The organism is Mycetocola sp. Y442 (assembly GCF_056898615.1).
Map to the genome: position 1 here is coordinate 731293 of NZ_JBXHBV010000001.1, position 26511 is coordinate 757803.

The window sequence follows — 26511 nt, forward strand, 5'->3', positions numbered from 1 at the left end:
AGCGCCCAGGCGACGACCCCGGTTACTCGTCGAGTGCGGCGGGTCCCTTCGACACCAGCAGGGCGAACTGCTCAGCGTCGATGATCCGGAGGCCGAGTTCCTCGGCCTTGCCGAGCTTCGACCCTGCGCCCGGTCCTGCAGCGACGAAGTCCGTCTTCTTCGACACACTCGATGCCGCTTTGCCACCGGCGGCGATGATCGCCTCCTGGGCGCCCTCTCGGGTGAAGCCCTCGAGCGACCCGGTCGCCACGACCGTGAGCCCGGCGAGGACGCCGTCTTCGTTGCCAGCGGCGCCGGGGCCGGGGTGCCCCGGTGTCGCGAACTGGACGCCTGCCCTTCGCCACTCCTCGACGATTTGCTTGTGCCAGTCGACCTCGAACCAGTCGATGACCGCGTCGGCGATGATGCCGCCAACACCCTCAGTCTCGGCCAGTTCATCGCGGGTCGCCGCGCGGATCGCGTCGAGTGACCCGAAGTAGTTCGCGAGAGCCCGGGCAGCGACAGGGCCGACGTGCCGGATGTTCAGGGCGACGAGGATCCGCCACAGCGGTTTGGTCCTGGACGCTGCAAGGTTCTCGAGCAACTCGAGTGCACCCTTGGACGGCACGGAGAACTCGTCGCCGTTGAACACCTCGGAGTCGGGGTCGAACGGGCCGTCTTTCTTCGCCCTGCGGCGGCGGAACGGAGTAACCCGCTTCACAGCACCGTCGTCGGTCAGCTTCGGCAGTCCCGTCTCGATGTCGATCACGGTCACCTCGACCGGGAACAGGTCGGCGATGGTCATCGCGAACAATCGCGCTTCGGAGACGTCGCCGTTTTCATCGGCGAGCGGTGGTCGTGTCGGTTCGAGCGGCTGGGTCAGCGCGGCAGCCGCAACCTCTCCGAGTCCCTCGACGTCGAGGGCGCCACGGGAACCGACGTGTTCGACCCGACCCCTGACCTGCGCCGGGCACGACCGGGAGTTGGGGCAGCGGAGGTCTTTATCGCCCTCTTTCGCCGGACGGAGGGGGGTGTCGCACGATGGACAGCGCTCGGGCATCACGAACTCGCGCTCGGAGCCGTCGCGCAGTTCGACGACGGGGCCGAGGATCTCCGGGATCACGTCACCCGCCTTGCGCAGCACGACGGTGTCGCCGATGAGCACACCCTTCGCCTTGACCACGTCCTGGTTGTGCAGCGTCGCCTGGCTCACCGTCGAGCCGGCAACGCGCACGGGCTCGACCTGTGCAAACGGGGTGGCCCGCCCTGTTCTGCCGACGCTGACGACGATGTTGAGTAGTTTCGTGTTGACCTGCTCCGGCGGGTACTTGTATGCCGTCGCCCACCTCGGGGCCCTGCTCGTCGCACCGAGTTCGTCGTGCAGCGCGAGCTCGTCGACCTTGACGACGATGCCGTCGATCTCGTGCTCGACGCTCGACCGGTGCTCACCGAAATAGTCGATGAAGCCGACGGCCCCGTCGATGTCGTCGAAGACCCGGTAATGGGTCGAGGTCGGCAGTCCCCAGCCCGCGAGGAGGTCGTAGACCTCGCTCTGCGCGGCAACGGGCGGGTTCGGCCACGCCCCGACACCGTGAACGAGCATCCGCAGCCGGCCCAGCCGGTTCTTCATCAGCGTGAGCTGGGCGGCGTTCTTGCCCTCTGCCTTCTGCCGGAGGCTGCCGCTCGCTGCATTGCGGGGATTGGCGAAGACCTTCTCGCCAGCGGCGAGCTGCAGTTCATTGAGTTCACGGAACGATTCGACGGGAAAGAAGATCTCGCCGCGGACCTCGACCAGGTCTGGATGCCCGGTCCCGCTGAGGCGCTCGGGGATGGAGGAGATTGCGGCGACGTTCTCGGTGACGTCTTCGCCGACGACGCCGTCACCGCGGGTCGCGGCGCTCACGAGCCGACCCCGCTCGTAGCGCAGGTTGACGGCGAGGCCGTCGATCTTGAGCTCGGTGAGGTAGTGGACCTTCCGGCCTGACGCGCGCTCAACCCGCTCGCTCCACGCGCGGAGCTCATCGGCCGAGAAGACGTTGTCGAGGCTCAGCATCCGTTCCACGTGGGTGACCGGATCGAAGAGCGACGCCTGCGCGCGACCGCCGACGGTCTGGGTCGGGCTGTCCTGCGTTTGCAGCTCGGGGAAGAGATGCTCGAGCTGCTCGAGCCTGTGCATCATGGCGTCGTACTCGGCGTCGGACACGAGCGAGGTGTCTCGCTCGTAGTAGGCGTCGCGGAGTTCGAGGATGCGTGTGGTCAGGTCGGCGGCTTCAGCCGCTGCCGTCTCAAGGTCGTCGCGTGTGCCCTGCGTCTCGATGCTTTCTGTCACCCAACCAGTCTAGGGACAGGCACAGACACCGGCGGAAGGGTTGCGCGCTACAGCGGGGCTCAGCCCACACCTCGCTGCGCGACGGTTCAGGCGTCGGCCGGAACCGCGCTGACCGTGCGGTCGATGGTGCACTGCCCGAGCACGCGGGTACCCACATAGACGACAGCGGTCTGTCCTGGCGCGACACCGTCGAGCGGGGTGTGCGGGCGGATCATCAGCTCGGGCTCGCCGGTCTCGGCGTTCGGCTGCACGACGGCGACGGCCGGCACCGGGTCTGCGTGCGCGCGGATCTGCACGTCGCACTCGAATGCCAGGTCGCGGTGCTCGGGTGCGCGTCCTGCCCAGGTGAACCGCGACCCGGCGATCTCACCGATGGCCAGAGCTTCCTTCGGCCCGACGACGACCTCGTTGGTCTTCGGCCGAACCTCGAGCACGAAGCGCGGTCGACCTCCCGGGTCTGGCACGCCGAGGTTGAGTCCGCGACGCTGGCCGACGGTGAACGCCTGTGCGCCCTCGTGCGAGCCGACGACTGTTCCGTTCCGGTCCAGGATCGCGCCCTTCTCGGCACCGACGCGATCGGCGAGCCAGCCACGGGTGTCGCCGTCGGGGATGAAGCAGATGTCGTGGCTGTCCGGCTTGTTCGCCACGCTGAATCCCCGCGCGGCAGCCTCGGCTCGAACCTCGGCCTTGGACGGCGTAGCGCCGAGGGGGAACATCGAGTGTGCGATCTGCTCGGCAGTAAGCACGCCGAGCACGTAGCTCTGGTCCTTCGCCCACGCGCTCGCGCGGTGAAGTTCAGGGTTGCCGTCGGCATCCATCACGATCGTGGCGTAGTGGCCGGTGCAGACCGCGTCGAAGCCCAGGTCGAGAGCCTTCTCCAACAGGGCGGCGAACTTGATCTTCTCGTTGCACCGCATGCAGGGGTTCGGGGTCCGGCCTGCCGTGTACTCGGCGATGAAATCGTCGACGACATCGAGCTTGAACCGCTCGGAAAAGTCCCACACGTAGTACGGGATGCCAATGATGTTCGCGGCCCTCTGTGCGTCCATCGAGTCTTCGATGGTGCAGCACCCGCGGCTCCCGGTGCGCAGCGTACCGGGCATCCGGCTCAGCGCCAGGTGCACGCCGACGACCTCGTGACCCGCTTCGACCGCACGCGCTGCGGCGACCGCGGAGTCCACCCCGCCTGACATAGCTGCTAAAACCTTCACCGGAACAGTCTACGCGCCCTCGACTGGATAGGGCCTGTCGGGCTGCCCAGACGCGGTTCCCTGCAAGGCAGCGGGTCGGGCCTATGCGCCGAGCACGGTCTTCCGGTCGGCCAGTCCGGCGCGCGCGGCCTGGGCGTATGCCGCGGGGATGGCAGCGAGGAGGGCATCGACGTCCGCTTCGGTTGTCGAGTGCCCGAGCGTAACCCGGAGTGCGCCCCGAGCCTCGAGTTCGTCGCGCCCCATGGCCCTCAGCACGTGCGACGGCTCGGGGATTCCGGCCTGGCACGCTGATCCGGTCGAGACCGAGACCCCGGCCATGTCGAGAAGGAAGAGCAGCGAGTCGCCCTCGCATCCCGGGAAGGCGAAATGCGCGTTGCCCGGCAGCCGTCCTTGCCCGGTCGGCCCGTTGAGCTTCGCCGACGGGACAGCGTCGAGGATGCCGGAGATGAGCCGGTCGCGCAGCGCCATAAGACGATCAGCTTCGCTGGCGAGACGCTCGTCGGCCGCGCGGGCCGCAACAGCAAACGACACAGCGCCCGCGACATCCTGGGTCCCGGAACGGACCTGGCGCTGCTGACCCCCGCCGTGCAGCAGCGGTTCAACGTGCGCCGAGCGCGAAACGACGAGGGCGCCAATGCCGACAGGGCCGCCGATCTTGTGCGCTGAGACACTCAGCGCCACGAGTCCGGTGTCGCCGGTGCTGCCTGACGCGCGCCGAACCGCTCCGAAGTCGACCGGAAGGTATCCGTATGCCGCGACGGCGTCGACGTGCATCGGCACTCCGGATGCCGCAGCGAGCGTCGCGATCTCGGTGACGGGCTGAATGGTCCCCACCTCGTTGTTCGCCCAGAGCAGGGTGAGGAGGGCGACCCGGTCACCGTGTTCGGCGAGCGCACGCTCGACGACGTCGGGTGAGAGCCAGCCGTTTTCGTCGAGCGGAAGCCACTCGAGCGACGCACCCTCGTGCGCCTGGAGCCACTCCAGCGTGTCGATGGTGGCGTGGTGCTCGCCGCCGGGGGCGAGAATGACCGGGCGTTGCGCGTCGGCGTTGCGCTTCCAGTAAATGCCCTTGAGCGCGAGGTTGATGGACTCAGTGCCGCCCGAGGTCAGCACAACCTCGATCGGGTCGCAGCCCAGCGATCGCGCGATGACTTCCCTGGCTTCCTCGAGCATCTGTTTCGCGGACTGTCCCTGCGAGTGAATGGAGGCAGGATTACCGACCTGGCGCATGGCATCCGTGTATGCGTCGATTGCCTCGGGGAGCATCGGCGTCGTCGCCGCGTGGTCGAGGTAGACAACCATGGGTTCTCCCTCCCGGTGACGATTCACGTACGAAACCCGTACCCAACTACTCTAGATCGCATGACTTCTGCCGGCGCACCGCGCTCCCTCGGAGTGCACCTGACCTCGCACGGTGGAGAGCTCAGGGTGTGGTCCGCTTCCGCCCAGCAGCTCGAGCTCGTGCTGTTCGACCCCAAGGATCCCACCTGGGTCACGAAGACTCTGCCCCTCGAACGCGGAGACTCCGATGTGTGGTCGGTTCGGACGCGATCGCTGAAAGTCGGCACGCGATACGCGGTTCGCGCCGCAGGCCCAGAGGGTCCGACTCACGCCTTCGACCCCTCAACGCTTCTCATCGAGCCATACTCGAAGGGCCTCGTCCGGATCGCTCCCGGTCAATACCAGTCCGTCGTGGTTGACGGCACCTTCGACTGGGGCGGAGTCGAAAAACCGAAGGTCCCCCTCGACGCCACGGTGATCTACGAAGCGCACGGCCGGGGCATCTCCAAGCTCAACACCTCGATACCCGAGCACCTTCGCGGAAGCTATGCCGGCATCGCCCACCCGGCGACGATCGGGTACCTGAAGGACCTCGGCGTCACGAGTGTCGAGCTCCTCCCCGTCCACGCGTTCACCTCGGAGCAACGGCTCGTCAGGCAGGGCCTCGTCAACTACTGGGGCTACAACACCCTCAACTTCTTCACCCCGCATCCGCCATACGCGTCCAAGGCGGCACAGGCTGAAGGTCCGGATGCCATTCTCCGTGAGTTCAAGGGCATGGTCAGGCTTCTGCACGAGGCCGGTATCGAGGTCATCCTCGACGTTGTGTACAACCACACGGCTGAGGAGGGCAGGAAGGGTCCGACAACGAGCCTTCGCGGAATCGACAACGACGCGTACTACCGGCAGACCGCCGACGGCACCTATATCGATGTGACGGGTTGCGGCAACAGCGTGAACACCGCACATCCCGCCGCGCGCCAGCTGGTGCTCGACTCGCTCAAGTACTGGGCGAACGACCTCCAGATCGACGGCTTCCGGTTCGACCTCGCCGTGACGCTCGGGCGGGAGGCGAACCACGAGTTCTCCGCTCACTCCGAACTGCTCAACGACATCATCACCGACCCGGCCCTCGCCGGGGTGAAGATGATCGCCGAGCCGTGGGATGTCGGCGCTGGCGGCTGGCAGACGGGGCACTTTCCCCGCGGCTGGAGCGAGTGGAACGACAGGTACCGTGACCGCGCCCGGAACTTCTGGCTCTCCGACATCGATTACGCACGGAGGGCGAGCCAGGCGCCGGTCGGCATCGGCGGCTTCGCGACGCGACTCGCGGGGTCAAGCAACACCTTCTCACCCGACCGCGGACCGCTCGCGTCCGTCAACTTCATCACCGCCCACGACGGGTTCACCCTCGCTGACCTCGTGTCGTACGACATCAAGCACAACATCGGCAACGGCGAATCGAACCGCGACGGGACGGACAACAACCGGTCGTTCAACCACGGTGCCGAAGGCCCGACCGCCGACGTGACGATTCTCTCCACCCGCAGGAAGGCCATGCGCAACCTGCTCGGCACCCTGCTGCTCTCGGCCGGCATCCCCATGATCACGGCCGGTGACGAATTCGGGCGTACCCAACGGGGAAACAACAACGCGTACTGCCACGACTCCGAGCTGACCTGGCTCGGCTCTCCCGTCGACGGCTGGCAGCGCAACCTGTTCGCACACTCGAAGAGACTCATCGAACTCAGGCGGCAGAATCCGGCCCTGCGGCCGACCCGATTCGGACGCTCAGGAGAGGTGATTCCGAGTGCGAACCAGATGGACTGGTACGACGCGTCCGGCAACACCATGAGCGCCGACGACTGGGAGAGCGCACGCAACCGCACCCTGCAGTACGTGGCGTCCTCGACGCCGGAGTTCGAAGACTTCAACCGGATTCTCCTGATCATCCACGGGGTCGAGGACGGCACGACGGTGACACTCCCCCGGCATCCGGAGGTCTCACGGTATGAACTTCTCTGGCGAAGCAACGATGAAACACCGGTGACGGATGCCGTCAGCTCGGCGCCAGGGGACAGAATCGAGATAGCCCCAACATCGATGCAACTGTTCCTGGCGGTCTCCGATGACGGCGGCGAAGTGAGCGACGAAAGACGCGACTGACGCAGACACTGGTGCGGAGACACTGGCTTGGAGACACTGGCCGGGAGACACTGACACCCGGAGATGCTGACGCAAGGAGACACCGTGGCCCGCAAGGAGAAATCGGCACAGACGCCCGCGACGGCGACGCTCCTGGCCAGAGGCATCCCTTTCACGCCTCATCCGTACGCTCATGACCCCGCAGCCACCGGGTACGGCCTCGAAGCGGCCACCGCGCTCGGGGTTCCGCCGACGCGGGTTTTCAAGACGCTCCTCGCCGACGTCGACGGTTCTCTCGTCGTCGCCGTCGTTCCCGTCGCTGCCCAGCTCGACCTCAAAGCACTCGCCGCGGCGGTCGGGGGCAAGAAAGCCGTGATGGCGGATCCCCGCCTCGCCGAACGCAAGACCGGTTACGTCGTCGGCGGAATCAGTCCGATCGGCCAGAAGTCGCGACTCGTCACGGTGATCGACTCCGCGGCCGCCACCCACGAGACGGTTTTCGTCTCGGGTGGCAGGCGAGGCTTCGACATCGAGCTCACCCCGGGCGACCTCGTCGCGGTCACCGACGGTGAGCTCCGGGCGATCGCCAGGAGCTAGCTGGCGGTACTGATCAAGCCGAGTTCTGCGGGGCTGGCGAGCAGCTCGTTCTTCGGCACGATCCGGACACTGTACCCAAACCCGCCTGGCCGCCTGAGCCGCACCGAGCCCGTGAAGAGGCTGGTGCCGTCCGACTGGTCAGCGGGCCTGTCCGGGTCGATCTCGATCTCCAGGTCGCGCGTGCGGGTGTCGTGGAGCTCGTCGTCCCCCGTTTTGCTCTGCCCGTAGACGACCTGCACGGCGACGTCATCCGGTGAGAGCGTGCCGAGGCGAACCGTCGCACGAAGCCGCAGCTCGTCGCCCACCTGGGGTGTCGCGTCGAGCCCACCGGATTCCACGTGAACGATGGCGACGTCGGGCCACGCCGCTCGAACGCGTCGTTTCCACTCGGCCAGCGCACGAGCGGCACGATAGCCGTCGTGGCGAAGAACGGCCTGGCTTGAATACGCGGGAACGTAGAGCTCGGTCACGTACTGTCGCACCATCCGGTCCGCGGTGAGTTGCGGAGACAGGGTGGCGAGGGTGTGCCTGACATGCCCGAGCCACCGCTCGGGGTCTCCCGACTCGTTCCTCTCGTAGAACAGCGGGGCGATCTGGTGCTCGATCAATTCGTACATGGCGTTTGCCTCGAGCCGGTCCCGCTCGACCGGATCCGTTGTGGCGGCGGAAGGAATCGCCCAGCCGTTCTCCCCGTCGAAGAACTCATCCCACCAGCCGTCGAGGATCGACAGGTTGAGCGTTCCGTTGAGCGCCGCCTTCATCCCGCTCGTCCCGCATGCTTCGAAGGGCCGAAGCGGATTGTTGAGCCAGATGTCCGTGCCTGGATAGAGCTTTTGCGCCATCGAGATGTCGTAGTCGGGCAGGAATACTATGCGCTGGCGAACCTCGGGGTCGCTCGCAAATTCGACCACCTTCTGGATCAGCCGTTTTCCCTCTTCGTCTGCCGGGTGAGACTTGCCGGCGATGACGATCTGAACCGGGCGGTCGGGGTCGGTGAGGAGCCGCTTCAGCCTGTCGGTGTCGTGGAGCATGAGGGTGAGCCGCTTATAGGTCGGAACGCGCCGCGCAAAACCGATAGTGAGGACATCGGGGTTGAGGATCGTTGAGAGCCAGTTCGGTGCGAGCCCTCCCGGGTTCTGCTCGTTCCACGCCCTGATCACCCGGCGTCGGGCGTCGGCGACGAGTTCCGCTCTCATGACGTTGCGGGTTTCCCACAGGGCCGCGGTCGACAGCTGGGGACTGGTCCAGTCGGCGTGCGCGGTTTCCGGGTTACCCCAGGTGGCCTCGGCGAGCGCCGTGAGCTCGGGTGACGTCCAGCTGGGGGCGTGGACACCGTTGGTGATCGACGTGATCGGGACATCCTCCGGGTCGAATCCGGGCCAGAGCGACGAGAACATGCCGCGGCTCACCTTGCCGTGCAGCTTCGACACCCCGTTGGCGCGCTGCCCGAGTCGAAGACCCATGACGGCCATGTTGAACGCGCCGCCGGGAGCTCCGGTTTCGCTTCCGAGCGCGAGGATGTCGTCGACCGATACGCCGGGGAGAAGATCGGCGTCGAAGTAGCGCCTCACCAGGTCGGCCGAGAACCTGTCGATGCCGGCAGGGACAGGGGTGTGAGTGGTGAAGACGGTTCCGGCCCGAACGCTCTGGAGGGCTTCGTCGAAGCTGAGCCCGCCACGGATCAGGTCGCCGATCCGCTCGAGCCCGAGGAAACCGGCGTGCCCCTCGTTGCTGTGGAAGACATCGGGCTGCCCGACTCCGGTCTGCTCTGTCCAGGCTCGAATAGCGCGCACCCCGCCGATACCCAGGAGGAGCTCCTGCTGCAGCCTGTGCTCTTCTGAACCGCCGTACAGGCGGTCGGTCACCCGGCTGAGGTCGTCGGTGTTCTCGGGAATGTCGGTGTCGAGCAGCAGCAGTGTCACCCGGCCAACCGCAGCGACCCAGACCCGAGCGCTCAGGACGCGATCGTCGGGGAGGCTCAGGGTGATCACGACGGGGCTCGAGTCTGGCTGGCGCAGCACCCGGAGCGGGAGTCCGTCCGGATCGAGAACCGGATACGTCTCCTGCTGCCAGCCGTCGGGCGACAGCGACTGGCTGAAGTAACCGGCGCGGTAAAAGAGTCCGACGGCGACGAGCGGGACGCCGAGGTCGGAGGCGCTCTTGAGGTGGTCACCCGCGAGGATGCCGAGTCCGCCCGAGTACTGCGGCAGTGCGGCGGCGATGCCGTACTCCGGTGAGAAGTATGCGATCAGCCCGGGCTTCTCTCCCTCGATGCCCTGGTACCAGCGCGGCTCGTGCAGGTACCGATCGAGGTCATCCCTGAGCGTGTTTGCCCGGTGCACGAACGCATCGTCGGCGGCGAGTGCGTCGATTCGCTCCTGCCCGATCTCGCCGAACAGGCTCATCGGATCGTGCTGGTAGTCCCGCCACGCGCCGGGTGAAATTTCAGAGAACAGCTGTTGCGTCGGCAGATGCCACGCCCAGCGGAGATTCCCTACGAGCGCCTCGAGTGCGGCGAGCCGCTCAGGGAGTGCGGGGCGTACAGTAAATCGTCGAATGGCCTTCACGCGTTTCAGCCTAGGTGAGCGAGCACTTCGGGCGTTAGCAGTGGGCCGTATTAGCTTGTGACGGTTTGGTCAAGGCTCCTCGTCGATCGTGTATTCGCGGTACGGTCGGGGGGTGGCGAAGAAAGCATCCAGCGCGGCGGCGGCGACAGCCCCGACTGCAGCAAACATTAAATCCATAGCTCCCGTGTCCCGAATCGGTCGCATCCCCGTTCTCGGCATCTCACCCGTCGTCTCCTGTGGCCGGTGGCCCGCACGAGGCTTCGTCGGCGAGGTCATCCCGTTCCAGGCAACGGCATTCCGCGAGGGTCACGACAGCATCGGGGTTGAGCTGTTGCTCACCGATCCTTCCGGGCGCACGACACGGCATCCGATGCAGCTCGTAACCGTCGGACTCGACGACTACTCCGCACTCGCGCAGGTCACCTCGCAGGGAACGTGGACGTTCCGTGTGCGTGCATACGCCGATGAGTGGGCAACATGGCAGCACAACGCTGAGATCAAGATTCCCGCAGGCATCGACGTCGAGCTCATGTACACCATGGGTGCCGAGCTCCTCGTCGGCGCCGCAAAGGACAAAAACCGCCCGGTACGTGAGCGCGATGCACTCGCCACAGCGGCTGAGCTCCTGCTCGACACCTCGATCGATGACGCCGCGCGGTTCGCCGTGCTCTCCGACCCCGAGATCGAGCGCATCGTCAGCGTTCGCCCGATCAGCGGCATCGCGAGCGAATCAGAGACCGCCGAGATCCGGGTGGAACGCGCCAGGGCCGGACTCGGCGCCTGGTACGAGTTCTTCCCCCGTTCGGAAGGCGCGAAGCAGCGCGCGGACGGCTCATGGCAGTCGGGCACGTTCCGGACCGCCGCGAAACGCCTCGGACCCGTCGCAGACATGGGCTTCGACGTCGTATACCTGCCCCCGATCCACCCCATCGGCACGTCATTCCGCAAGGGCCCCAACAACTCCCTCACCCCCGGTGAGCACGACCCGGGTTCGCCATGGGCCATCGGATCGCCCGCGGGCGGACACGACGCCATCCACCCCGACCTCGGCACCGTCGACGACTTCACCTGGTTCATCAAGCAGGCAGCGCGGCACAAGCTCGAGATCGCTATTGACCTCGCCCTCCAGGCCTCGCCCGACCACCCCTGGGTGACCACTCACCCCGAGTGGTTCACGACCCTGCCGGACGGCTCCATCGCGTACGCGGAGAACCCGCCGAAGAAGTACCAGGACATCTACCCGGTCAACTTCGACAACGACCCCGAGGGCATCCGCGCCGAAGTCCTCCGTATCGTCCGTTACTGGATTTCGCTCGGCGTGAAGATCTTCCGCGTCGACAACCCCCACACCAAGCCCGTCGAGTTCTGGGAGTGGCTGATCGGGACCGTGAACGCCGAGAGCCCGGATGTCGTCTTCCTCGCGGAGGCCTTCACCCGCCCGGCGATGATGCAGGCTCTTGCCCGCGTCGGGTTCCAGCAGAGCTACACCTACTTCACCTGGCGCAACACGAAGGAAGAGCTCGAGGAATTCTTCACGAGCATTTCCAGCGAGACCGCCGATTTCCTCCGCCCCAACCTCTTCGTGAACACGCCCGACATCCTCACCGAGTACCTCCAGTTCGGCGGACCGGCCGCGTTCACCATCCGTGCCGCCCTCGCGGCGACCGCCGCTCCGACCTGGGGCGTCTACTCCGGATTCGAGCTGTTCGAGAACGTCGCCCGTCCCGGCTCAGAGGAGAACATCGACAACGAGAAGTACGAGTACAAGCCTCGTGACTTCGCCGCTGCCGACGCGGCCGGAAAGTCGCTCTCGGTCTACATCGGGATGCTGAACAAGATCCGCCGGGCGCACCCTGCGCTGCAGCAGCTGCGGAACCTCACCCTGCACGCGAGCAACGACGACTCCATCCTCGTGTACAGCAAGCACCTCGACGGTGCATTCACACCGACCGGTGCCCCTGACACGATCCTCGTCGTTGCCAACGTCGATCCGCACTCGGTGCGGGAGACCATGGTTCACCTCGACACGACGGCATTCGGCATCGCGCCGGGAACGCCGTACCGTGTCACGGACCTCATCACGGGCAACGCCTGGGAGTGGGGAACCGACAACTTCGTCCGGCTCGATGCCTTTGTCGAACCGGTACACATCTTCCACGTTGAGGAGCTCAACAAGTGACAGACCCAAACACGCCGACACCGAAGACGCCGGTACCCCCGGCAACACCCAGGACACCGGTAACGCCAGCAGCGCCGGTCACGCCCGCAGCACCGGTAACGCCCGAGCGTTCGGCGTCGCCGGTCACGCCCGTCACCCCCGCGCGTCCGGCGACGGCGACCCCCGCCACCCCGGAACCCGCGCCCCTGGAGGCTGCTCCCCGCGAGCCCGCGACCCAGGAACCCGCGACCCAGGAGCCGGCGATCCAGAAGCCGCTGACCCAGGAGCCCGCGGACGCGGACACCCCGACGGATGCCACCCCGAAGACGGATGCCGTTTCCGGCACTGTCACTCCCCCGGCCGCTGATGTCGTGCCGCCCAGGGCGGATGCCGTGACACCGGCTGCCACGCCGGTTCCGGTCCCCGAGACCGCTGTCCTCGAGGCTGTCGCCGCCGGTGCGTACCCCGACCCGCACGCGGTCCTCGGACAGCACACGTTCGGAGCCGAGTCGGTCATCCGCGTGCTCCGACCGTTCGCTTCGTCGGTCACCGCCATCCTCTCCGCCGGAGAAGAGGTGCAGCTCGAGCACCTCCACGGCGGCATCTGGTCAGGTACTCACGCTCACGGTTTCGTCGACTACCGCGTGCGCGCAACGTACGAGGACGGCGAACCCTGGACGTCAGACGACCCGTATCGTTTCCCGCCGACGATCGGTGAACTCGACCTTCACCTCATCGGTGAGGGCAGGCACGAGGAGCTGTGGCACGCGCTCGGCGCCCGCCTCACGACCCATTCCGCCTACGGCGACCCCGTCGAGGGAACAGCGTTCACCGTGTGGGCACCGCACGCTCGTGCGGTCCGTGTGATCGGCGAGTTCAACGGCTGGCACGGCCTGTCCCATGCCATGCGGACCATGGGGCCGACCGGCGTCTGGGAGCTTTTCGTTCCAGATGTGGCCGCCGGCGCGAAGTACAAGTTCGAGATCCTGACCGCGAATGGCGAGTGGGTGCAGCGCGCCGACCCGATGGCCAGGTTCACGGAGATCCCGCCGCTCACGGCATCCGTCGTCGGTGAATCCACGCACACCTGGAACGACTCAGCGTGGCTCGAGCGTCGCGCGGGCACCAACCCGCAGGACGGGCCGATGAGCATCTACGAGATGCACCTCGGATCGTGGCGCCCTGGCCTCGGCTACCGCGAGGTTGCCGAGCCGCTGATCGAGTACATCCGCGCGCTCGGCTACACGCACGTGGAGTTCATGCCGCTCGCTGAGCACCCGTACGGCGGCTCGTGGGGCTACCAGATCAGCGGGTACTACGCGCCGACGAGCCGCTTCGGCCACCCCGACGACCTCAAGTACCTGATCGACCAGCTGCACCAGGCCGGCATCGGCGTGCTCATGGACTGGGTTCCAGGGCACTTCGCCACCGACGAGTGGGCGCTCGGCCGTTTCGACGGCCAGGCCCTTTACGAGCACTCAGACCCGCGCCTCGGCGAGCACAAGGACTGGGGCACGTACATCTTCAACTTCGGCGACAGCCAGGTGCGCAACTTCCTTGTTGCCAACGCGCTGTACTGGCTGGAGGAGTTCCACGTCGACGGTCTTCGCGTCGACGCGGTTGCATCGATGCTCTACCTCGACTACTCGAGGGAAGAGGGCCAGTGGGTGCCCAATGAGCACGGCGGCCGGGAGAACCTCCACGCCATCAGCCTGCTCCAGGAGGCGAACGCGACAGCGTACAAGCGCAACCCAGGCATCGTGATGATCGCCGAGGAGTCGACGAGCTGGCCCGGAGTTACCAGGCCGACGTCGTCTGGCGGACTGGGCTTCGGCATCAAGTGGAACATGGGCTGGATGAACGACACCCTCCAGTACATGAAGGAAGACCCCATGTATCGCCAGTACCACCATGGCGAACTGACCTTCACCTTCGTCTACGCGTTCAGCGAGAACTTCCTCCTGCCGATCAGCCACGACGAGGTCGTGCACGGCAAGGGATCACTCCTGACACGGATGCCGGGAGACCACTGGCAGAAACTGGCCAACGTTCGCGTGTTCCTCGCCTTCATGTGGGCGCACCCCGGCAAGCAGCTGCTGTTCATGGGCCAGGAGTTCGGTCAGCCGTCCGAATGGTCTGAGGCACGCGGTCTCGACTGGTGGATCCTGGACCAGCCAGCCCACCAGGGCCTGTTCAACCTCGTCGGACAGCTCAACGCCGTCTACAAGGAGAACCCGGCCCTCTGGGCGCGCGACAGCGACCCGGAAGGGTTCGAGCTCATCGACGGGGGCGACGCCGAGCACAGCGTGCTGTCGTTCCTCCGCCGCGATCACGATGGCAACGCCATTGCCGTGCTGCTGAACTTCTCCGGCGCACCTGTCGGCCCGTACCGGGTCGGTCTGCCAGAAGCCGGCGAGTGGGAAGAACTGCTCAACACGGATGCCACAGTCTTCGGTGGCTCTGGAGTCGGCAACATGGGTTCCGTCACGGCCACGGACACACCGTGGGCCGGGCGTCCCGCCTCCGCCGAGGTGACACTGCCCCCGCTCGGGAGCATCTGGCTGCGTCTTCGCCGCTAGGCCGCTCAGCACCCCTGCATCGCGCCTCGCGCTGGTCCCCGTGACCGGCGCGGGGCGCGTTCTCGTTGGGCCCGGCGTGCCACGCGGTCGTCGGGCCCGCCGTACCGCGAGAGCATCACTTCCGGTCGAAAGCACCACTTCCGCGGGATGTTCTCGACCGGAACTGATGCGCTCGCGCTGAGGTCACACGTCTCGTCCGCCGGCCCGTGCGCTGCCCCGCGTGGTGTGCGGCCCCACGCCACAACCGCCGTCCCCTCGCGAAAACACCCGTTCCGGTCGAGAACACCCGTTATAACGGGTGTATTCGACCGGAACGGGTGCTCTCAGTGAAGCTGGCTCGGAGCCGGCTCAGTAGAGCAGGTTCGTCAGGCGCGCCCGCGCCCGTCCGACCCGGGGGTCCGTGACGCCGACGACCTCGAACAGGTCGAGCAACCGCGTACGAATGACCGTGCGATCCTCGGGTCCCGCTGCCTCGAAGAGGGTGAGGAGCCGGTCGAAGGCATCCTCGACGTGGCCTCCGGAGAGGTCAAGGTCGGCCACATCGAGCTGCGCGTCGAGGTCGTTGGGTTTCGCGGCGGCCGCGGAGCGGATCGACTCGATGGTCTTGCCGTTGAGCCGGTGGAGCAGGCTGACCTGAGCCAGTCCGGCCACCGCCATCTTGTCGAGGGGGTTCTGGGCGATCGCCTTCGAGTATGCGGCCATTGCGCGCGGGTAGTCCCCCGCCTCGATGGCGTCGTACGCTTCGGCGTGCAGAGGGGGAAGCGGCGGCTCAACGGGTTCGGCCTCTTCAACCGGTTCGCCGGCAGCAACAGCGACGGCGTTGACGCCCGTCTGTTCTGCCGCCTGGAGCACCTGCTCGAAGATGGCGCGGACCTGCTGTTCGGGAATGGCCCCGGTGAAGAGCTGCAACGGGCGGCCACCGATGAGGGCGACAACGGCCGGGATCGACTGCGCCTGGAACGCCTGCGCCAGCTGCGGGTTCGAGTCAACGTCAACCTTGACGAGAAGGAGTCGTCCTCCGTACTCGGCGGTGAGCTTTTCCAGCACCGGCGACAGCTGTTTGCACGGCCCGCACCATTCGGCCCACAGGTCGACGATCACGGGAACCTGCTGCGAGATCTCGAGGAACTGGGCGAAGTTCTCGTCGGTACCGTCGAGCACGAGAGCGGGTACGTTCACGCCGCCCCCGTCGCCCTGTGCCGCGCCGGGAACACCTGGTGCTGCCGGCGCCGCGGCTCCTGGTGCCGGACGGTTCACGAGGCTCGACAGGTCGACCGCGCCGCGGAGTGCTGCACTGTTGAGGGGCGACGGCCCTGGCTGGACCCCGCTCACGGCAGCTGCACCGCGGCGGTCAGGCTCTGGCTGAAGCCGAGCAACCTGATCTGATCGGTGCTCCCGGCCGGGGGCACGTAGAACAAAAGCTGATCACCGTAGGTCGATTGCACGCCCTTCTCCGTTTCTGTGATTCCACTCAGCGCCGATACCGCGCCGGTCGTTTTAATCTTGGCACCGACCTCGAGCGGTTTGACAATCTCGTTCTCGGCAATGTCGACGGAGACGAGAGCTCCCGAGTCGTTGGTCGCGAGCGCAATGGCTGGGGCGTTGCCCGCAGCGACGGAGAACTCGATGGATGCCGTCGTCGGGAGAGCGGACTTCTTGGCCTCACGGTCAGCGGCAATCACTCCCCTGAGTGTGTCCGCGTCACCGCTGAACAGGGGCGCAAACTCGCTGTTGTCTCCGTTGGTGATGATGTCGGCGTAAGCCGCGGCCAGCTCGTTCGGCGGCAGGAGGAGGAACGCGGAGTCCGGCGGCAGCTGGGCAGCGCCGATCGTCGCGGGTGCAACCTCTGGGATCTGTGCCTGCGGCTCGAGGCGCACGGCGTATTCGACGTGATAGTTCTCGCGCGGGCTCGCCTGCACGAGAACGACCGCGGTCGGAGCCGCCGTCGGGTTCGCTTCGTCCTGCACCACGGTCATGACCGTGCGTGGCCAGGTGTCCGTTGCCTGCGGCAGGGTGAGTCCGCCCGGCGAAGAGGGAATCGACGGTGCCGGTGCGTACTCCGGGATCTTGGCACGAATCAGGTAGTTCGCTTTGCGTTCGTCGAGCGCCGGCCCCACGAATCGGGTGGCGGCGAGGTCCGCGTTGAGCGCCTCATCTGCCTCGGACGCGACGGTCGAGATACGGGCTGTGATGCGCTCAAGCTGGGGCGTCGTCACGGCGGGGGCCGGCTGGTCGTCAGCCTCGAGCTCGAGTTCGCCCTCCGTCGGTGTGGCCGACGGCGTCTCGTCGCTGGAGAAATCCGGCCAGTACCCGGCGGAGCAACCGCTGAGCGCGAGGGAGGAGACGAGCGCGACAGGAATGAGCGCGACCATTGTCCTCTTCGGCGCGCGCTGTCGGCGGGGGACGCTTCCGTGCCTCTTGTCTGACTTGTAGCGCGAAGGCTTCGGCACCTTGGGCATTTTCTCCATTCCGGGTCCGGCCGTGATGCCCTTTCGGCGAGGCCCACGGCTCTTCCGCATCTGGTGGATACCGAGCAGGTACAGAACGAGACCGGCGATCAGGAGGAGGATGCCGCCGGCAATGAGGGGGCCGGCCCACGGGGTCGCGTTATCCAGCGGCCAGGAAATACCGACATTCGACGGTGCAGGGTCTGTTCCGTTCGAGGCGATCAGCACGCTGATGTCTTCCGGAACATTGATGGTCGTGACGACAGCACCCTCTTCCGAGTGCTCGGCCAGCCAGAGATCGGAACCGCGTGGATCGTCGAGTGCCATCTGCGCGGTGACCTGCTCGGGGGTGAGCTCACCGGCTTCGTCCTGTGGCGTGTCAGCGGGCTCCGGCTCGACAACCGCGTCGACGAGCTCACCGCTCTCTTCGTCAAGGGTGAGTTCGTTGTACGAGGCGTCTCCGAGCCAGGCGAGTACGTCGGCGGTCCTGCCGTACGACACAAAAACAGTGTCGCTGCCGGAGACCGTCAGCGACTGCTGGCCTTCCTCGGAAACGAGGACTTCTCCGTCAATCACGGTGTAGGGAAGGTCGCTGTCGACACTGGTCTCGATGCCGTAGGTTGACGGGCCGAGGAACACGGTGCGCTGGGCAATGCCGAGCACAATCATTGTCGCGGCAACCACGAACGCCAGAATAGCGAGTACGAATCGCACTAAATCTCCTTCTCTGCTGCTACCGCACGGGCATTTTCGCTCGAATTATGGTCATCATCGGGCCGGAAGCAACAGGCACAGACGTTTCAGACTAGCCGAGATCCCTGAGAGGGACCTAGCAGCGCCGTGGGCATCGCACACGTCGGTGCCCGACCACTACGATGATGAAATGTTCACCGCGATGGTACCCACGTGAAGATTCAGAACCCGTTCCGGTTCGGCCTTATCGGCACCCTCGGCGTCGGTCTCGGTGTACTCATCATCCTCTCGATCGTCACGCTGCAGACGATTCTCACGTACATCGGTGCAGCGATTTTCATCGCACTCGGACTCGATCCGATCATCACCTGGCTGGAGAAGAAGAGAGTCCCCCGCTGGAGTGCGCTGATCGTCGTCATCGTCGGTTTGCTCGCGCTCTTCGCCGGCCTGGTGTGGATGGTCGTCCCCATCATCGTCGATCAGATCTCGGAGCTCATCAGAATCATTCCTGACCTGCAGACGCAGTTCCAGGAGTATCCGCTCGTCGACAACCTCTCCGAGCAGTTCCCGTTCATTGACTTCCAGAAGATCATCACGGACGCCGGTGGTTTCCTGACCGAGAACATCACCAACATCGGCAGTGGCGCCATTAAGTTCGCCGTCGCCATCGGGAGCGGGCTCTTCGGGGCCCTCATCATCCTCATCCTGACGATTTACTTCACGGCATCCCTCCCGGCGATCAAGCGGGGCCTCTACCAGCTGGTTCCGGCGACCAAGCGTGAGCGTTTCGCCGACCTCGCCGAGCAGATCACCGACTCGGTGGGACGCTACGTTATCGGGCAGGTGGGAATCGCCGCGTGCAGCGGCATCCTGACCTTCATCTTCCTGTCGATTATCAAGGGACCATTCCCGCCGGTGCTCGCGTGCGTCGCATTTTTCTTCTCGATGATCCCGCTCGTTGGTACCCTGACCGGCTCGATCATCATCACGCTCGTCTGCCTGATCCCGGGTCTCGGTTCACCGCTCACCGCGCTCGTTGCCGCCATCTACTACCTCATCTATATGCAGGTCGAGGCGTACATCCTCAGCCCGAACATCATGAGGCGTGCCGTCAGCGTGCCAGGCGCCGTCGTCGTGATCGCCGCACTCGCCGGCGGATCGCTGCTCGGACTTCTCGGCGCCCTCATCGCCATCCCGACGGCGGCATCGATACTGCTCATCATCAAACAGGTGGTCATCCCCAGGCAGAACGAGCTGTGACCCAGCACCCGGCGTCCGGGCGCCGGCCCGGCGGCACGGTGCGGCAGGGCGCCGACCGCCGGCATCCGTCGCACCGCTCAATGCCCTGGGTCCTCCCTGTCGTTTCGGTCCCGTGGTTCCTCCCTGTCGTTTCGGGAGGCAAATGCGGCTGTCGACGCTCGAGAGTCGGCCGGACCCGACGATTCTCCGCCCGAAACCACACGGCGCGACACTGACCCGGCTGCCGAAACCGGGACGCAGCAGCCGTGGCCCAGGAACTGTGCCGACCACCGGCATCCGTCGCACCGCTCAATGCCGTGGGCCCTCCCTGTCGTTTCGGGAGGCAAATGCGGCTGTCGACGCTCGAGAGACGGCCGGACCCGACGATTCTCCGCCCGAAACGCTCCGGTGCGCGGTCAGGCGTCGTCGACGTCCCACTCGTCCGGCAGCGGGAGCGCTGCCGGGTTCACCGCGGCGACGATCTCGGTAAGCACGCGGCGGGTTTGCGTTTCGCCCACCCAGAGGTGTTTCCCGCCGTCGACGGCGATCAGCCTGGCGTCAGGCAGGGTCGAAAACCGCGCCCGTGCCTCGTCGGGGCGGAGATAGTCATCAAATTCAGGGATGACGGCGATCAGGGTGCGGGGATCGTCTCGCCAGGCGTCAAGCTCCGCCTGCGTGGCCCGGTGAAGCGGCGGCGACAACAGAATGACGCCTTCGACCGGATGATCCCTGCCGTACTTGATGATGATCTCGGTTCCGAATGACCAGCCAACGAGCCACGGCCGCGGCAGTGACCTCGCGGTGACGAAGTCCATCGCCGCCTTGAGGTCCAGCTCCTCGGCGACGCCGTCGCCGAACTCGCCATCACTCGTCCCCCGGTCGGAGCTGGTGCCCCGCGTGTTGAATCGGAGCACAGCGAGGTCAGCCACGGCGGGAAGTCGAGCCGCAGCCTTGCGCAGGATGTGGGAGTCCATGAAGCCGCCGGCGGTCGGCAGCGGGTGCAGCGTGACAAGCGTCGCGACCGGAGGCCGGTCGACGGGGACAGCGAGTTCACCGACGAGCGTGAGCCCATCATCGGTCGTGAGCGTGATCTCTTCGCGCACAGCGGGCAAGAGCGTGCCGCCGCGCACCTCAATTCGGGTCATGGGTTCCATTCAGCCGATTCGCCAGCAGTGATTGTGCCAGTGCCGCCGCGCCGCGAGGTCAGCCTCGTCCCCCAGGACGCCGTCAGCGCGCCAAATGACGAGGTGCGGCACCGATGTCGCGATGCCGAGACCGCAACCCGGGCAGATGTACTCCTTGACAGCGCGCTCAGCGCTGACGGGCTGGACAAAGAACTCACGCCCCCGCCGGGATTCCGTTCTTTTCCACCCGGAAAGCAGGTGCTCGAGGGAACCGCCGTCACCCGAGGGCGCACCGCCGGGCCGTCGCTTCGGACGGTTGCTTCGTGGCATGGGTTCAGCCTAGACACTGCGCCCGCCGATCGGCGGGCGTTGCGGCTAGTACCAGCCCTTGGCCTGCGAGTGACCCCACGCACCGCACGGGGTGCCATAGCGGCCAGTGATGTATCCGAGGCCCCAGGTGATCTGGGTCGCCGGGTTCGTCCTCCAGTCGCTGCCAGCGCTGGCCATCTTGCTTCCTGGCAGGGCCTGGGGGATGCCATACGCACCGCTGGACTTGTTCTCTGCGTTCACACGCCAGCCCGACTCTTTCTTCCACAGGGCAACGAGGCAGGAGAACTGATCTTCGCCCCAACCGCGGGCAAGCACCATGTCGTGGGCGATGGCCTGCGCCGATCCGGGGTCAGCGTTGACCTTCGGAAGCGCTGCAGGCGGCGTCTTGCCCGGCGTTGTGGCCTTCGCGTCCGGCTCGGCCTCGGGTTCTTCGACGACGACCGGCTCAGGGATGGGCGCAGCGACGAACTGGTAACCGTCGCGCGTGAAGGTGGTCTCGTACGCGCCAGCGACTGCGAGGGTCTGAGTGCTCTCACCGTCATACCGGTCAGCGACCTGGAAGTATGGCGACGCCGTTGCTCCTGAGTAAGGGTCAACCACGTTGACAGCCACAACCGAAACCGCGGCGACAAAGGAGAAGAAGAACAGCGTGAACGGGCTGCGGGACCGGGGTCTCTCGAACGCCCGCCCGACTCGGGGAGCAGGTACAGAGGACTCGAGTTTCACAGGATGTTTAGCCACGATTTTTCGATTTTAGCCCAGAACACCGCTCACCGCGAGTTTGAATCCCGATTCACCGAACAGCGAGCATCACATCGACCACGCTGTCGAGCAGCAGATCGACCTGCGCTTCGCGGTATCCGCCCCGCTGCGCTCGGAACACGGCGGTCCTCACGGCGTCGGTGTTGAACGGTACACCGCGCTCGAAGTACTCGGTCAACGCGTCACACAGAGCGTCGACATCGTCGACGTTGTAGCCCTGGGCGAGGGCGCTCGTGCGCTGGAACCGATGTCCCGGCTCACGCGTGATGCGGTTGAGGATCACCTGCGCCGTCTCTCGCGCTGCGCTGAGCCACGCGCCCTTCCCTTCGGTGGCCAGGGCGCGCTCCCTCTCGCGGAGCGCAAAAGCGTCCTCGAGCCTCTCGAGCGCCGCGTCGACGTGACTCGTGGAGTAACCGCCCCGCACCAGGGAGAAAGACGTATGCCTGATGTCGGCGGCGGTCAGCGCCCCGCCGTCCTGCTCATCGGCGTCATAAGCCTCTCTGGCCTTCGCAAGAAATGCATCGACCTGGGAAGGCTTATAGCCCTTTGTGCGCTTGGCAGCCTGAGGAAAAGTCGTGCTCACCCGTTCATCCTCTCAGCACCGGTGCCCGCATGCATAACCTGTGAGCACTATGCCGTAATACCGGTCACGCTGAAGAGCGTGTACATCAGAAGCGCGAGCGGTGCTGACGGAAGCATGGAGTCGATCCGGTCGAGGAATCCTCCGTGCCCTGGCAACCAGGAACTGATGTCCTTGATGCCGATGTCCCGCTTGATCAGCGACTCGGTCAGGTCACCGAGCGTCGCGGTGCCGAGAAGGGCAAGCCCGAAGATCACACCGACCCACCAGGGGACGTGCAGCATGAAGATAGCGAGCAGGGTGCCGACGACCACGGCGGCGACGCCTGCACCGGCAAACCCTTCCCAGGTTTTCTTCGGGCTGATCTTCGGCGCCATCGGGTGCTTACCAAACGAGAGCCCGCTTGCGTACGCACCGATGTCGACCGAGATCACGAGGATCAGGAACGCGAGCGTCCACCACTGCCCCTCGGGCTGGGCGACGAGGACGACCGCGAAGCTCGCGAGGAAGGGAACGTAGAGCTGAACGAGAATCCCGGTGACGAGGTCGCGCAGAACGCTGCCAGGCGCTCGTTTGTCCTTCTCGAAGAGCAGCGCGATCAACCGCCACACGACGATGAAGAGCACTGCGGCCGCGAGGCTTATCCAGCGCCACGCGGGCTCTGCGAGGAAGCTCACTGCAACGACTCCGAGGCCGGAGAGCACCGCCGGGATAATGTCGATGCGTCTGCCGCTCTCGCTGAGCGCACGCACGAGCTCGAAGGTGGTGAACGCAACGACGATCCCGCAGAACACCACGAAGATGGCCTTCACGAAGATCAGGCTCGCGATCATGACCAGGCCGAGTGCGAGGCCGAAGACCGTCGCCAGGAGCAGGTTGCGCCCGGCGCGAGCCTCTATCCGCTCGTTGACCTGGTCAATTTGCGCACGAGTCGACCGCACCTGGCGCTCGAGCTCGGCCCGCCGTGCCCTCAGCTGTGCCTGAAGGTCGTCGCGCGACATACGCTTCGACCGAGGGGCCCGTCCCCTTGGTCCGTCACCGGGTTCGGTCATGCCGTCACCGTCGTTCCAGAAGCCACGGGCGCCTAAATCTCAAGCAGTTCGGTCTCTTTGCGCTTCAGAGCGTCGTCGATGGCGTCGATATGGGTCTTCGTGACCTGCTCGAGTTCCTTTTCGGCCCTCGCTACGTCGTCATCCCCGACCTCGCTCTTCAGCGCGTCGAGGTCATCCTTGCCTTTACGGCGGATGTTGCGGACAGCAATTTTCGCGTCCTCGCCCTTGGTACGCACGATCTTGACGTACTCCTTGCGGCGCTCCTGAGTGAGTTCAGGGAGCGTGACCCGGACGATGGTGCCGTCATTGGTGGGGTTGGCACCGAGGTTCGGTACGTCGCGGATGGCCTGCTCGATGTCCTTGAGCGCCGTCTTGTCGTACGGGCTGACGATGATCGTGCGCGCCTCGGCGTTGTTGAGCGACGCAAGCTGGTCGAGAGGAGTCGGGGTGCCGTAGTAGTTCACGAGGATCTTCTGGAACATCTGGGGGTTTGCGCGCCCCGTTCGTACGGTAGCGAAGTCCTCCTTCGCGACCTCGACCGCTTTTCCCATTCGGGTTGTTACGTCAGAGAGAACTTCGGCAATCACGTGCGACTCCTTCTTGTTGCGTGTAGTCGTCCTCCATTCTAGGCGGAGGACTCGAGGTCGGCCGGAGACCGGCGGGTCAGTTGGAGACGAGCGTTCCGATGCCGTCACCGAGGATGGCCTTGGTGACATTGCCCTCTGGCGCCATGCCGAACACCTGCATGGGCATCGCGTTGTCCATGCAGAGACTGAACGCGGTGGAGTCAACGACCTTGAGCCCCTTCTGCAGGGCCTCCTGGTACGTGATGTGATCGATGCGGGTCGCACTGAGGTCGACCTTCGGGTCCGCCGTGTAGACGCCGTCAACGCCGTTCTTCGCGAGAAGGACGATGTCTGCGCCGATCTCGAGCGCGCGCTGGGCGGCGACGGTGTCGGTCGAGAAGTACGGCAAGCCGGCGCCGGCGCCGAAGATCACGACCCGGCCCTTCTCGAGGTGACGTTCCGCCCGGCGCGGAATGTAGGGTTCAGCCACCTGCGTCATGGAGATCGCGGACTGAACCCGGGTTTCGGCACCGGCCTGCTCGAGGAAATCCTGGAGGGCGAGGGCGTTCATGACGGTGCCAAGCATCCCCATGTAGTCAGCTCGGCCGCGATCCATGCCGCGCTGGGACAGCTCTGCCCCGCGGAAGAAGTTCCCTCCACCGACGACGATCGCGATCTCGACGGTCTTTGCCGCTTCCGCTATCTCGCGGGCGATGTTCGAAACGACGTCGGGGTTGACGCCGAGGGAGCCTGCCCCAAACGACTCTCCGGAGAGTTTGAGCAGTACCCTGCGCTTCTTCGTGGCTGCAGACATCCGTTGTACGCCTTTCCTTGAACTTCAGAGATGGGGAGTTGGTGTGAGCGAGTGGCCGCACACAAAAAAGGAGTCCGGATCACGACTGTGATCCGGACTCCTCATGATGTGCTTACGCGCCGACCTTGAAGCGGGCGAAGCCCGTCACTGTCAGGTTCGCATCGGCAAGAACCTTCTTGACCTGAATCTTGCTGTCGCGTGCGTAGTCCTGTTCGAGCAGGGCAACCTGCTTGAAGAAGGCGGTCAGGCGACCCTCGACGATCTTGGGAAGTGCCGCTTCCGGCTTTCCTTCGTTCTTCGAGATCTCGGTGACGATCTCGCGCTCCTTGTCCACAGTCTCAGCCGGAACTTCTTCGCGGGTGAGGTACTGCGGGTCGAACATGGCGATGTGCTGGGCGACCGCGCGGGCGGTTTCAGCGTCATCACCGGTGTAGCTGACGACAACACCGATCTGCGGCGGCAGGTCCTTGCTGGTCTTGTGCAGGTAAACAGCGAACTGCTCACCCGTTACCAGCGCGACACGGCGCAGCTCGACCTTTTCGCCGAGGATGGCGGCCTGGTCGTTGATCAGGTCGGCGACCGTCTGGTCACCGGCCGGTGCGGCGAGTGCTTCCTCGAGCGAGGATGCACCGGATGCCGCGACAGCTTCCAGGACCTTGTCGGCGAGAGCGACGAACTTGTCGTTCTTCGCAACGAAGTCGGTCTCGCAGGCGAGCTCGATCATCGTTGCCGTCGTGCCGTTTTCCTTGACAGCAACGAGACCCTCGCTCGTGGAGCGGTCGGCGCGCTTGGCGTTACCCTTTGCTCCCTTGAGACGCAGGATTTCGGTGGCCTTCTCCATGTCACCGTCGGCCTCGACGAGCGCGTTCTTGGTGTCGACCATTCCGGTCCCAAGCTGCTCGCGAAGAGCCTTGATGTCAGCAAGAGCGATGTTTGCCATATTCGTGAACTCCTCGTTTACGGGTTAGTTGTTGTCGGCGACCGGCTGCTTTTCAGCCTCGGTCGCTTCCGCCTCGAGGCGCTCTTCAGTCTTCTCGTCGCTTTCGGGGGCAACGACCTCGACCGGAGCGTCTTCCGGGATTGCCGCGTTCTTCTCGGCTACTTCAGCGTCAGCGTCGTTCTGCTCGACCGGCGCTTCGGTTGCGGCGTCGTCTGCTGCGGGCGCGTCAGCTGCAGCAGCGTCAGCTCCGAGGAGTTCTGCTTCCCATGCGGCCAGCGGCTCGACGGGGGCATCGCCCTCGACCGGCTTCTGGTGACGCTGGATGAGGCCTTCAGCGGCTGCGTCAGCGATGATGCGGGTGAGCAGGCCGACCGAACGGATCGCGTCGTCGTTACCCGGGATCGGGTAGGTGACTTCGTCGGGGTCGCAGTTCGTGTCGAGGATACCGATCACGGGGATACCGAGCTTCTTGGCCTCGTCAATGGCGAGGTGCTCTTTCTTGGTGTCGACAACCCACAGAGCCGACGGCGTCTTGGTGAGGTTGCGGATTCCACCGAGCGACTTGTGAAGCTTGTCGAGCTCGCGCTTCTTGATGAGCATTTCCTTCTTGGTGAAGCCCGACTTTGCGGTGTCTTCGAAGTCAAGCTCTTCGAGCTCTTTCATGCGAGCGAGACGCTTGGAAACCGTCTGGAAGTTGGTGAGGAGTCCACCGAGCCAGCGCTGGTTGACGTAGGGCTGGCCGACGCGGGTTGCCTGCTCGGCGATCGCTTCCTGTGCCTGCTTCTTGGTACCAACGAAGAGGATGGTTCCACCGTGGGCGACGGTCTCCTTGACGAAGTCGTATGCCTTGTCGATGAATCCAAGCGACTGCTGGAGGTCGATGATGTAGATGCCGGAACGCTCGGTGAAGATGAAGCGCTTCATCTTCGGGTTCCAACGGCGGGTCTGGTGCCCGAAGTGCACGCCGCTGTCGAGCAGCTGGCGAATGGTTACGACGGCCATGAGCCGTTCTCCTATTCTGACGCGCCCGGATGCCGGGCGAGCGTCTGTCGGTTGTCAGTGCGGCCGAGTGGCCGCTCCTCCTGGTGCCCGGCGCACGTCCGCCCTGTCGTATTTCA

At 65.5% G+C, this 26511-nt stretch carries 20 protein-coding genes; 5 read left to right on the forward strand and 15 right to left on the reverse strand.

Features of this window, described 5'->3' with window-relative positions:
* Positions 1-22: 22 nt before the first annotated feature.
* The 3 genes from ligA to AC1X6S_RS03475 form a co-directional block, all read right to left on the reverse strand.
* Complete coding sequence (gene ligA / locus AC1X6S_RS03465; RefSeq protein ID WP_483404401.1) at positions 23-2308, reverse strand: NAD-dependent DNA ligase LigA; 2286 nt, start codon at positions 2306-2308, stop codon at positions 23-25.
* A gap of 86 nt (positions 2309-2394) precedes the next feature.
* The gene (gene mnmA / locus AC1X6S_RS03470; RefSeq protein WP_483404402.1) at positions 2395-3519 is read right to left on the reverse strand and encodes a tRNA 2-thiouridine(34) synthase MnmA; all 1125 of its coding nucleotides are present in this window, start codon (positions 3517-3519) and stop codon (positions 2395-2397) included.
* Between the two features lie 81 nt (positions 3520-3600).
* Positions 3601-4821, reverse strand: coding sequence for a cysteine desulfurase family protein (locus tag AC1X6S_RS03475; protein WP_483404403.1), 1221 nt, complete (start codon positions 4819-4821; stop codon positions 3601-3603).
* 60 nt (positions 4822-4881) lie between these two features.
* Here AC1X6S_RS03475 and glgX point away from each other — a divergent pair, with 60 nt between their 5' ends.
* Positions 4882-6966 (forward strand): glycogen debranching protein GlgX, encoded by a 2085-nt coding sequence (gene glgX, locus AC1X6S_RS03480; RefSeq protein ID WP_483404404.1) that lies wholly within the window; start codon positions 4882-4884, stop codon positions 6964-6966.
* A gap of 84 nt (positions 6967-7050) precedes the next feature.
* Positions 7051-7542 (forward strand): Cys-tRNA(Pro) deacylase, encoded by a 492-nt coding sequence (ybaK, locus tag AC1X6S_RS03485; protein WP_483404405.1) that lies wholly within the window; start codon positions 7051-7053, stop codon positions 7540-7542.
* Here the strand turns inward: ybaK and glgP are convergent.
* The gene (gene glgP / locus AC1X6S_RS03490) at positions 7539-10109 is read right to left on the reverse strand and encodes an alpha-glucan family phosphorylase (protein ID WP_483404406.1); all 2571 of its coding nucleotides are present in this window, start codon (positions 10107-10109) and stop codon (positions 7539-7541) included. The two genes, ybaK and glgP, sit on opposite strands and share 4 nt — an antisense overlap.
* Positions 10110-10221: 112 nt before the next feature.
* On the opposite strand from glgP, the gene AC1X6S_RS03495 reads away from it, so the two are divergent.
* Together AC1X6S_RS03495 and glgB are read left to right on the forward strand one after the other, a co-directional pair.
* Complete coding sequence (locus AC1X6S_RS03495) at positions 10222-12288, forward strand: alpha-1,4-glucan--maltose-1-phosphate maltosyltransferase (protein ID WP_483404407.1); 2067 nt, start codon at positions 10222-10224, stop codon at positions 12286-12288.
* Between the two features lie 371 nt (positions 12289-12659).
* On the forward strand, positions 12660-14846 hold the full coding sequence (gene glgB / locus AC1X6S_RS03500; RefSeq protein ID WP_483404969.1) for a 1,4-alpha-glucan branching protein GlgB: 2187 nt from the start codon (positions 12660-12662) through the stop codon (positions 14844-14846).
* A 348-nt stretch (positions 14847-15194) separates the two neighbouring features.
* Here the strand turns inward: glgB and AC1X6S_RS03505 are convergent, their stop codons facing one another.
* A complete protein-coding gene (locus AC1X6S_RS03505) occupies positions 15195-16178 on the reverse strand; it encodes a tetratricopeptide repeat protein (protein ID WP_483404408.1) in 984 nt (327 codons plus the stop codon).
* Positions 16175-18007: a DUF8094 domain-containing protein gene (locus AC1X6S_RS03510; protein ID WP_483404409.1), complete on the reverse strand. Its 1833-nt coding sequence runs from the start codon at positions 18005-18007 to the stop codon at positions 16175-16177. Before AC1X6S_RS03510 ends, AC1X6S_RS03505 begins: the two co-directional genes overlap by 4 nt.
* Before the next feature lie 192 nt (positions 18008-18199).
* Here AC1X6S_RS03510 and AC1X6S_RS03515 point away from each other — a divergent pair, with 192 nt between their 5' ends.
* Complete coding sequence (locus tag AC1X6S_RS03515; protein ID WP_483404410.1) at positions 18200-19246, forward strand: AI-2E family transporter; 1047 nt, start codon at positions 18200-18202, stop codon at positions 19244-19246.
* A gap of 395 nt (positions 19247-19641) precedes the next feature.
* Here AC1X6S_RS03515 and AC1X6S_RS03520 read toward each other — a convergent pair whose 3' ends face one another.
* From AC1X6S_RS03520 to rpsB, 9 genes are all read right to left on the reverse strand, one after another.
* Complete coding sequence (locus AC1X6S_RS03520) at positions 19642-20370, reverse strand: alpha/beta hydrolase (RefSeq protein ID WP_483404411.1); 729 nt, start codon at positions 20368-20370, stop codon at positions 19642-19644.
* Between the two features lie 9 nt (positions 20371-20379).
* Positions 20380-20679: a hypothetical protein gene (locus AC1X6S_RS03525; protein WP_483404412.1), complete on the reverse strand. Its 300-nt coding sequence runs from the start codon at positions 20677-20679 to the stop codon at positions 20380-20382.
* Positions 20680-20724: 45 nt separating this feature from the next.
* Positions 20725-21420, reverse strand: coding sequence for an aggregation-promoting factor C-terminal-like domain-containing protein (locus AC1X6S_RS03530; RefSeq protein WP_483404413.1), 696 nt, complete (start codon positions 21418-21420; stop codon positions 20725-20727).
* 52 nt (positions 21421-21472) lie between these two features.
* Positions 21473-22024, reverse strand: a complete 552-nt coding sequence (locus AC1X6S_RS03535; RefSeq protein WP_483404414.1) for a DivIVA domain-containing protein — start codon at positions 22022-22024, stop codon at positions 21473-21475.
* Between the two features lie 47 nt (positions 22025-22071).
* Positions 22072-23022, reverse strand: a complete 951-nt coding sequence (locus AC1X6S_RS03540) for a phosphatidate cytidylyltransferase (protein WP_483404415.1) — start codon at positions 23020-23022, stop codon at positions 22072-22074.
* 83 nt (positions 23023-23105) lie between these two features.
* The gene (gene frr / locus AC1X6S_RS03545; RefSeq protein ID WP_483404416.1) at positions 23106-23660 is read right to left on the reverse strand and encodes a ribosome recycling factor; all 555 of its coding nucleotides are present in this window, start codon (positions 23658-23660) and stop codon (positions 23106-23108) included.
* A 76-nt stretch (positions 23661-23736) separates the two neighbouring features.
* Positions 23737-24453, reverse strand: a complete 717-nt coding sequence (gene pyrH, locus AC1X6S_RS03550; RefSeq protein ID WP_483404417.1) for a UMP kinase — start codon at positions 24451-24453, stop codon at positions 23737-23739.
* Positions 24454-24565: 112 nt separating this feature from the next.
* The gene (gene tsf, locus AC1X6S_RS03555) at positions 24566-25393 is read right to left on the reverse strand and encodes a translation elongation factor Ts (protein WP_483404418.1); all 828 of its coding nucleotides are present in this window, start codon (positions 25391-25393) and stop codon (positions 24566-24568) included.
* Between the two features lie 24 nt (positions 25394-25417).
* Positions 25418-26395: a 30S ribosomal protein S2 gene (rpsB, locus tag AC1X6S_RS03560; RefSeq protein ID WP_483404419.1), complete on the reverse strand. Its 978-nt coding sequence runs from the start codon at positions 26393-26395 to the stop codon at positions 25418-25420.
* Positions 26396-26511 lie beyond the last annotated feature (116 nt).

What these genes read in the sequence shown, in the direction of transcription:
- AC1X6S_RS03475 (WP_483404403.1), bottom strand. Translation starts at nt 4,821, where the DNA reads ATGGTTGTCTACCTCGACCACGCGGCGACGACGCCGATGCTCCCCGAG.
- glgX (WP_483404404.1), top strand. Translation starts at nt 4,882, where the DNA reads ATGACTTCTGCCGGCGCACCGCGCTCCCTCGGAGTGCACCTGACCTCG.
- AC1X6S_RS03520 (WP_483404411.1), bottom strand. Translation starts at nt 20,370, where the DNA reads ATGACCCGAATTGAGGTGCGCGGCGGCACGCTCTTGCCCGCTGTGCGC.
- AC1X6S_RS03525 (WP_483404412.1), bottom strand. Translation starts at nt 20,679, where the DNA reads ATGCCACGAAGCAACCGTCCGAAGCGACGGCCCGGCGGTGCGCCCTCG.
- AC1X6S_RS03540 (WP_483404415.1), bottom strand. Translation starts at nt 23,022, where the DNA reads ATGTCGCGCGACGACCTTCAGGCACAGCTGAGGGCACGGCGGGCCGAG.
- pyrH (WP_483404417.1), bottom strand. Translation starts at nt 24,453, where the DNA reads ATGTCTGCAGCCACGAAGAAGCGCAGGGTACTGCTCAAACTCTCCGGA.
- tsf (WP_483404418.1), bottom strand. Translation starts at nt 25,393, where the DNA reads ATGGCAAACATCGCTCTTGCTGACATCAAGGCTCTTCGCGAGCAGCTT.
- rpsB (WP_483404419.1), bottom strand. Translation starts at nt 26,395, where the DNA reads ATGGCCGTCGTAACCATTCGCCAGCTGCTCGACAGCGGCGTGCACTTC.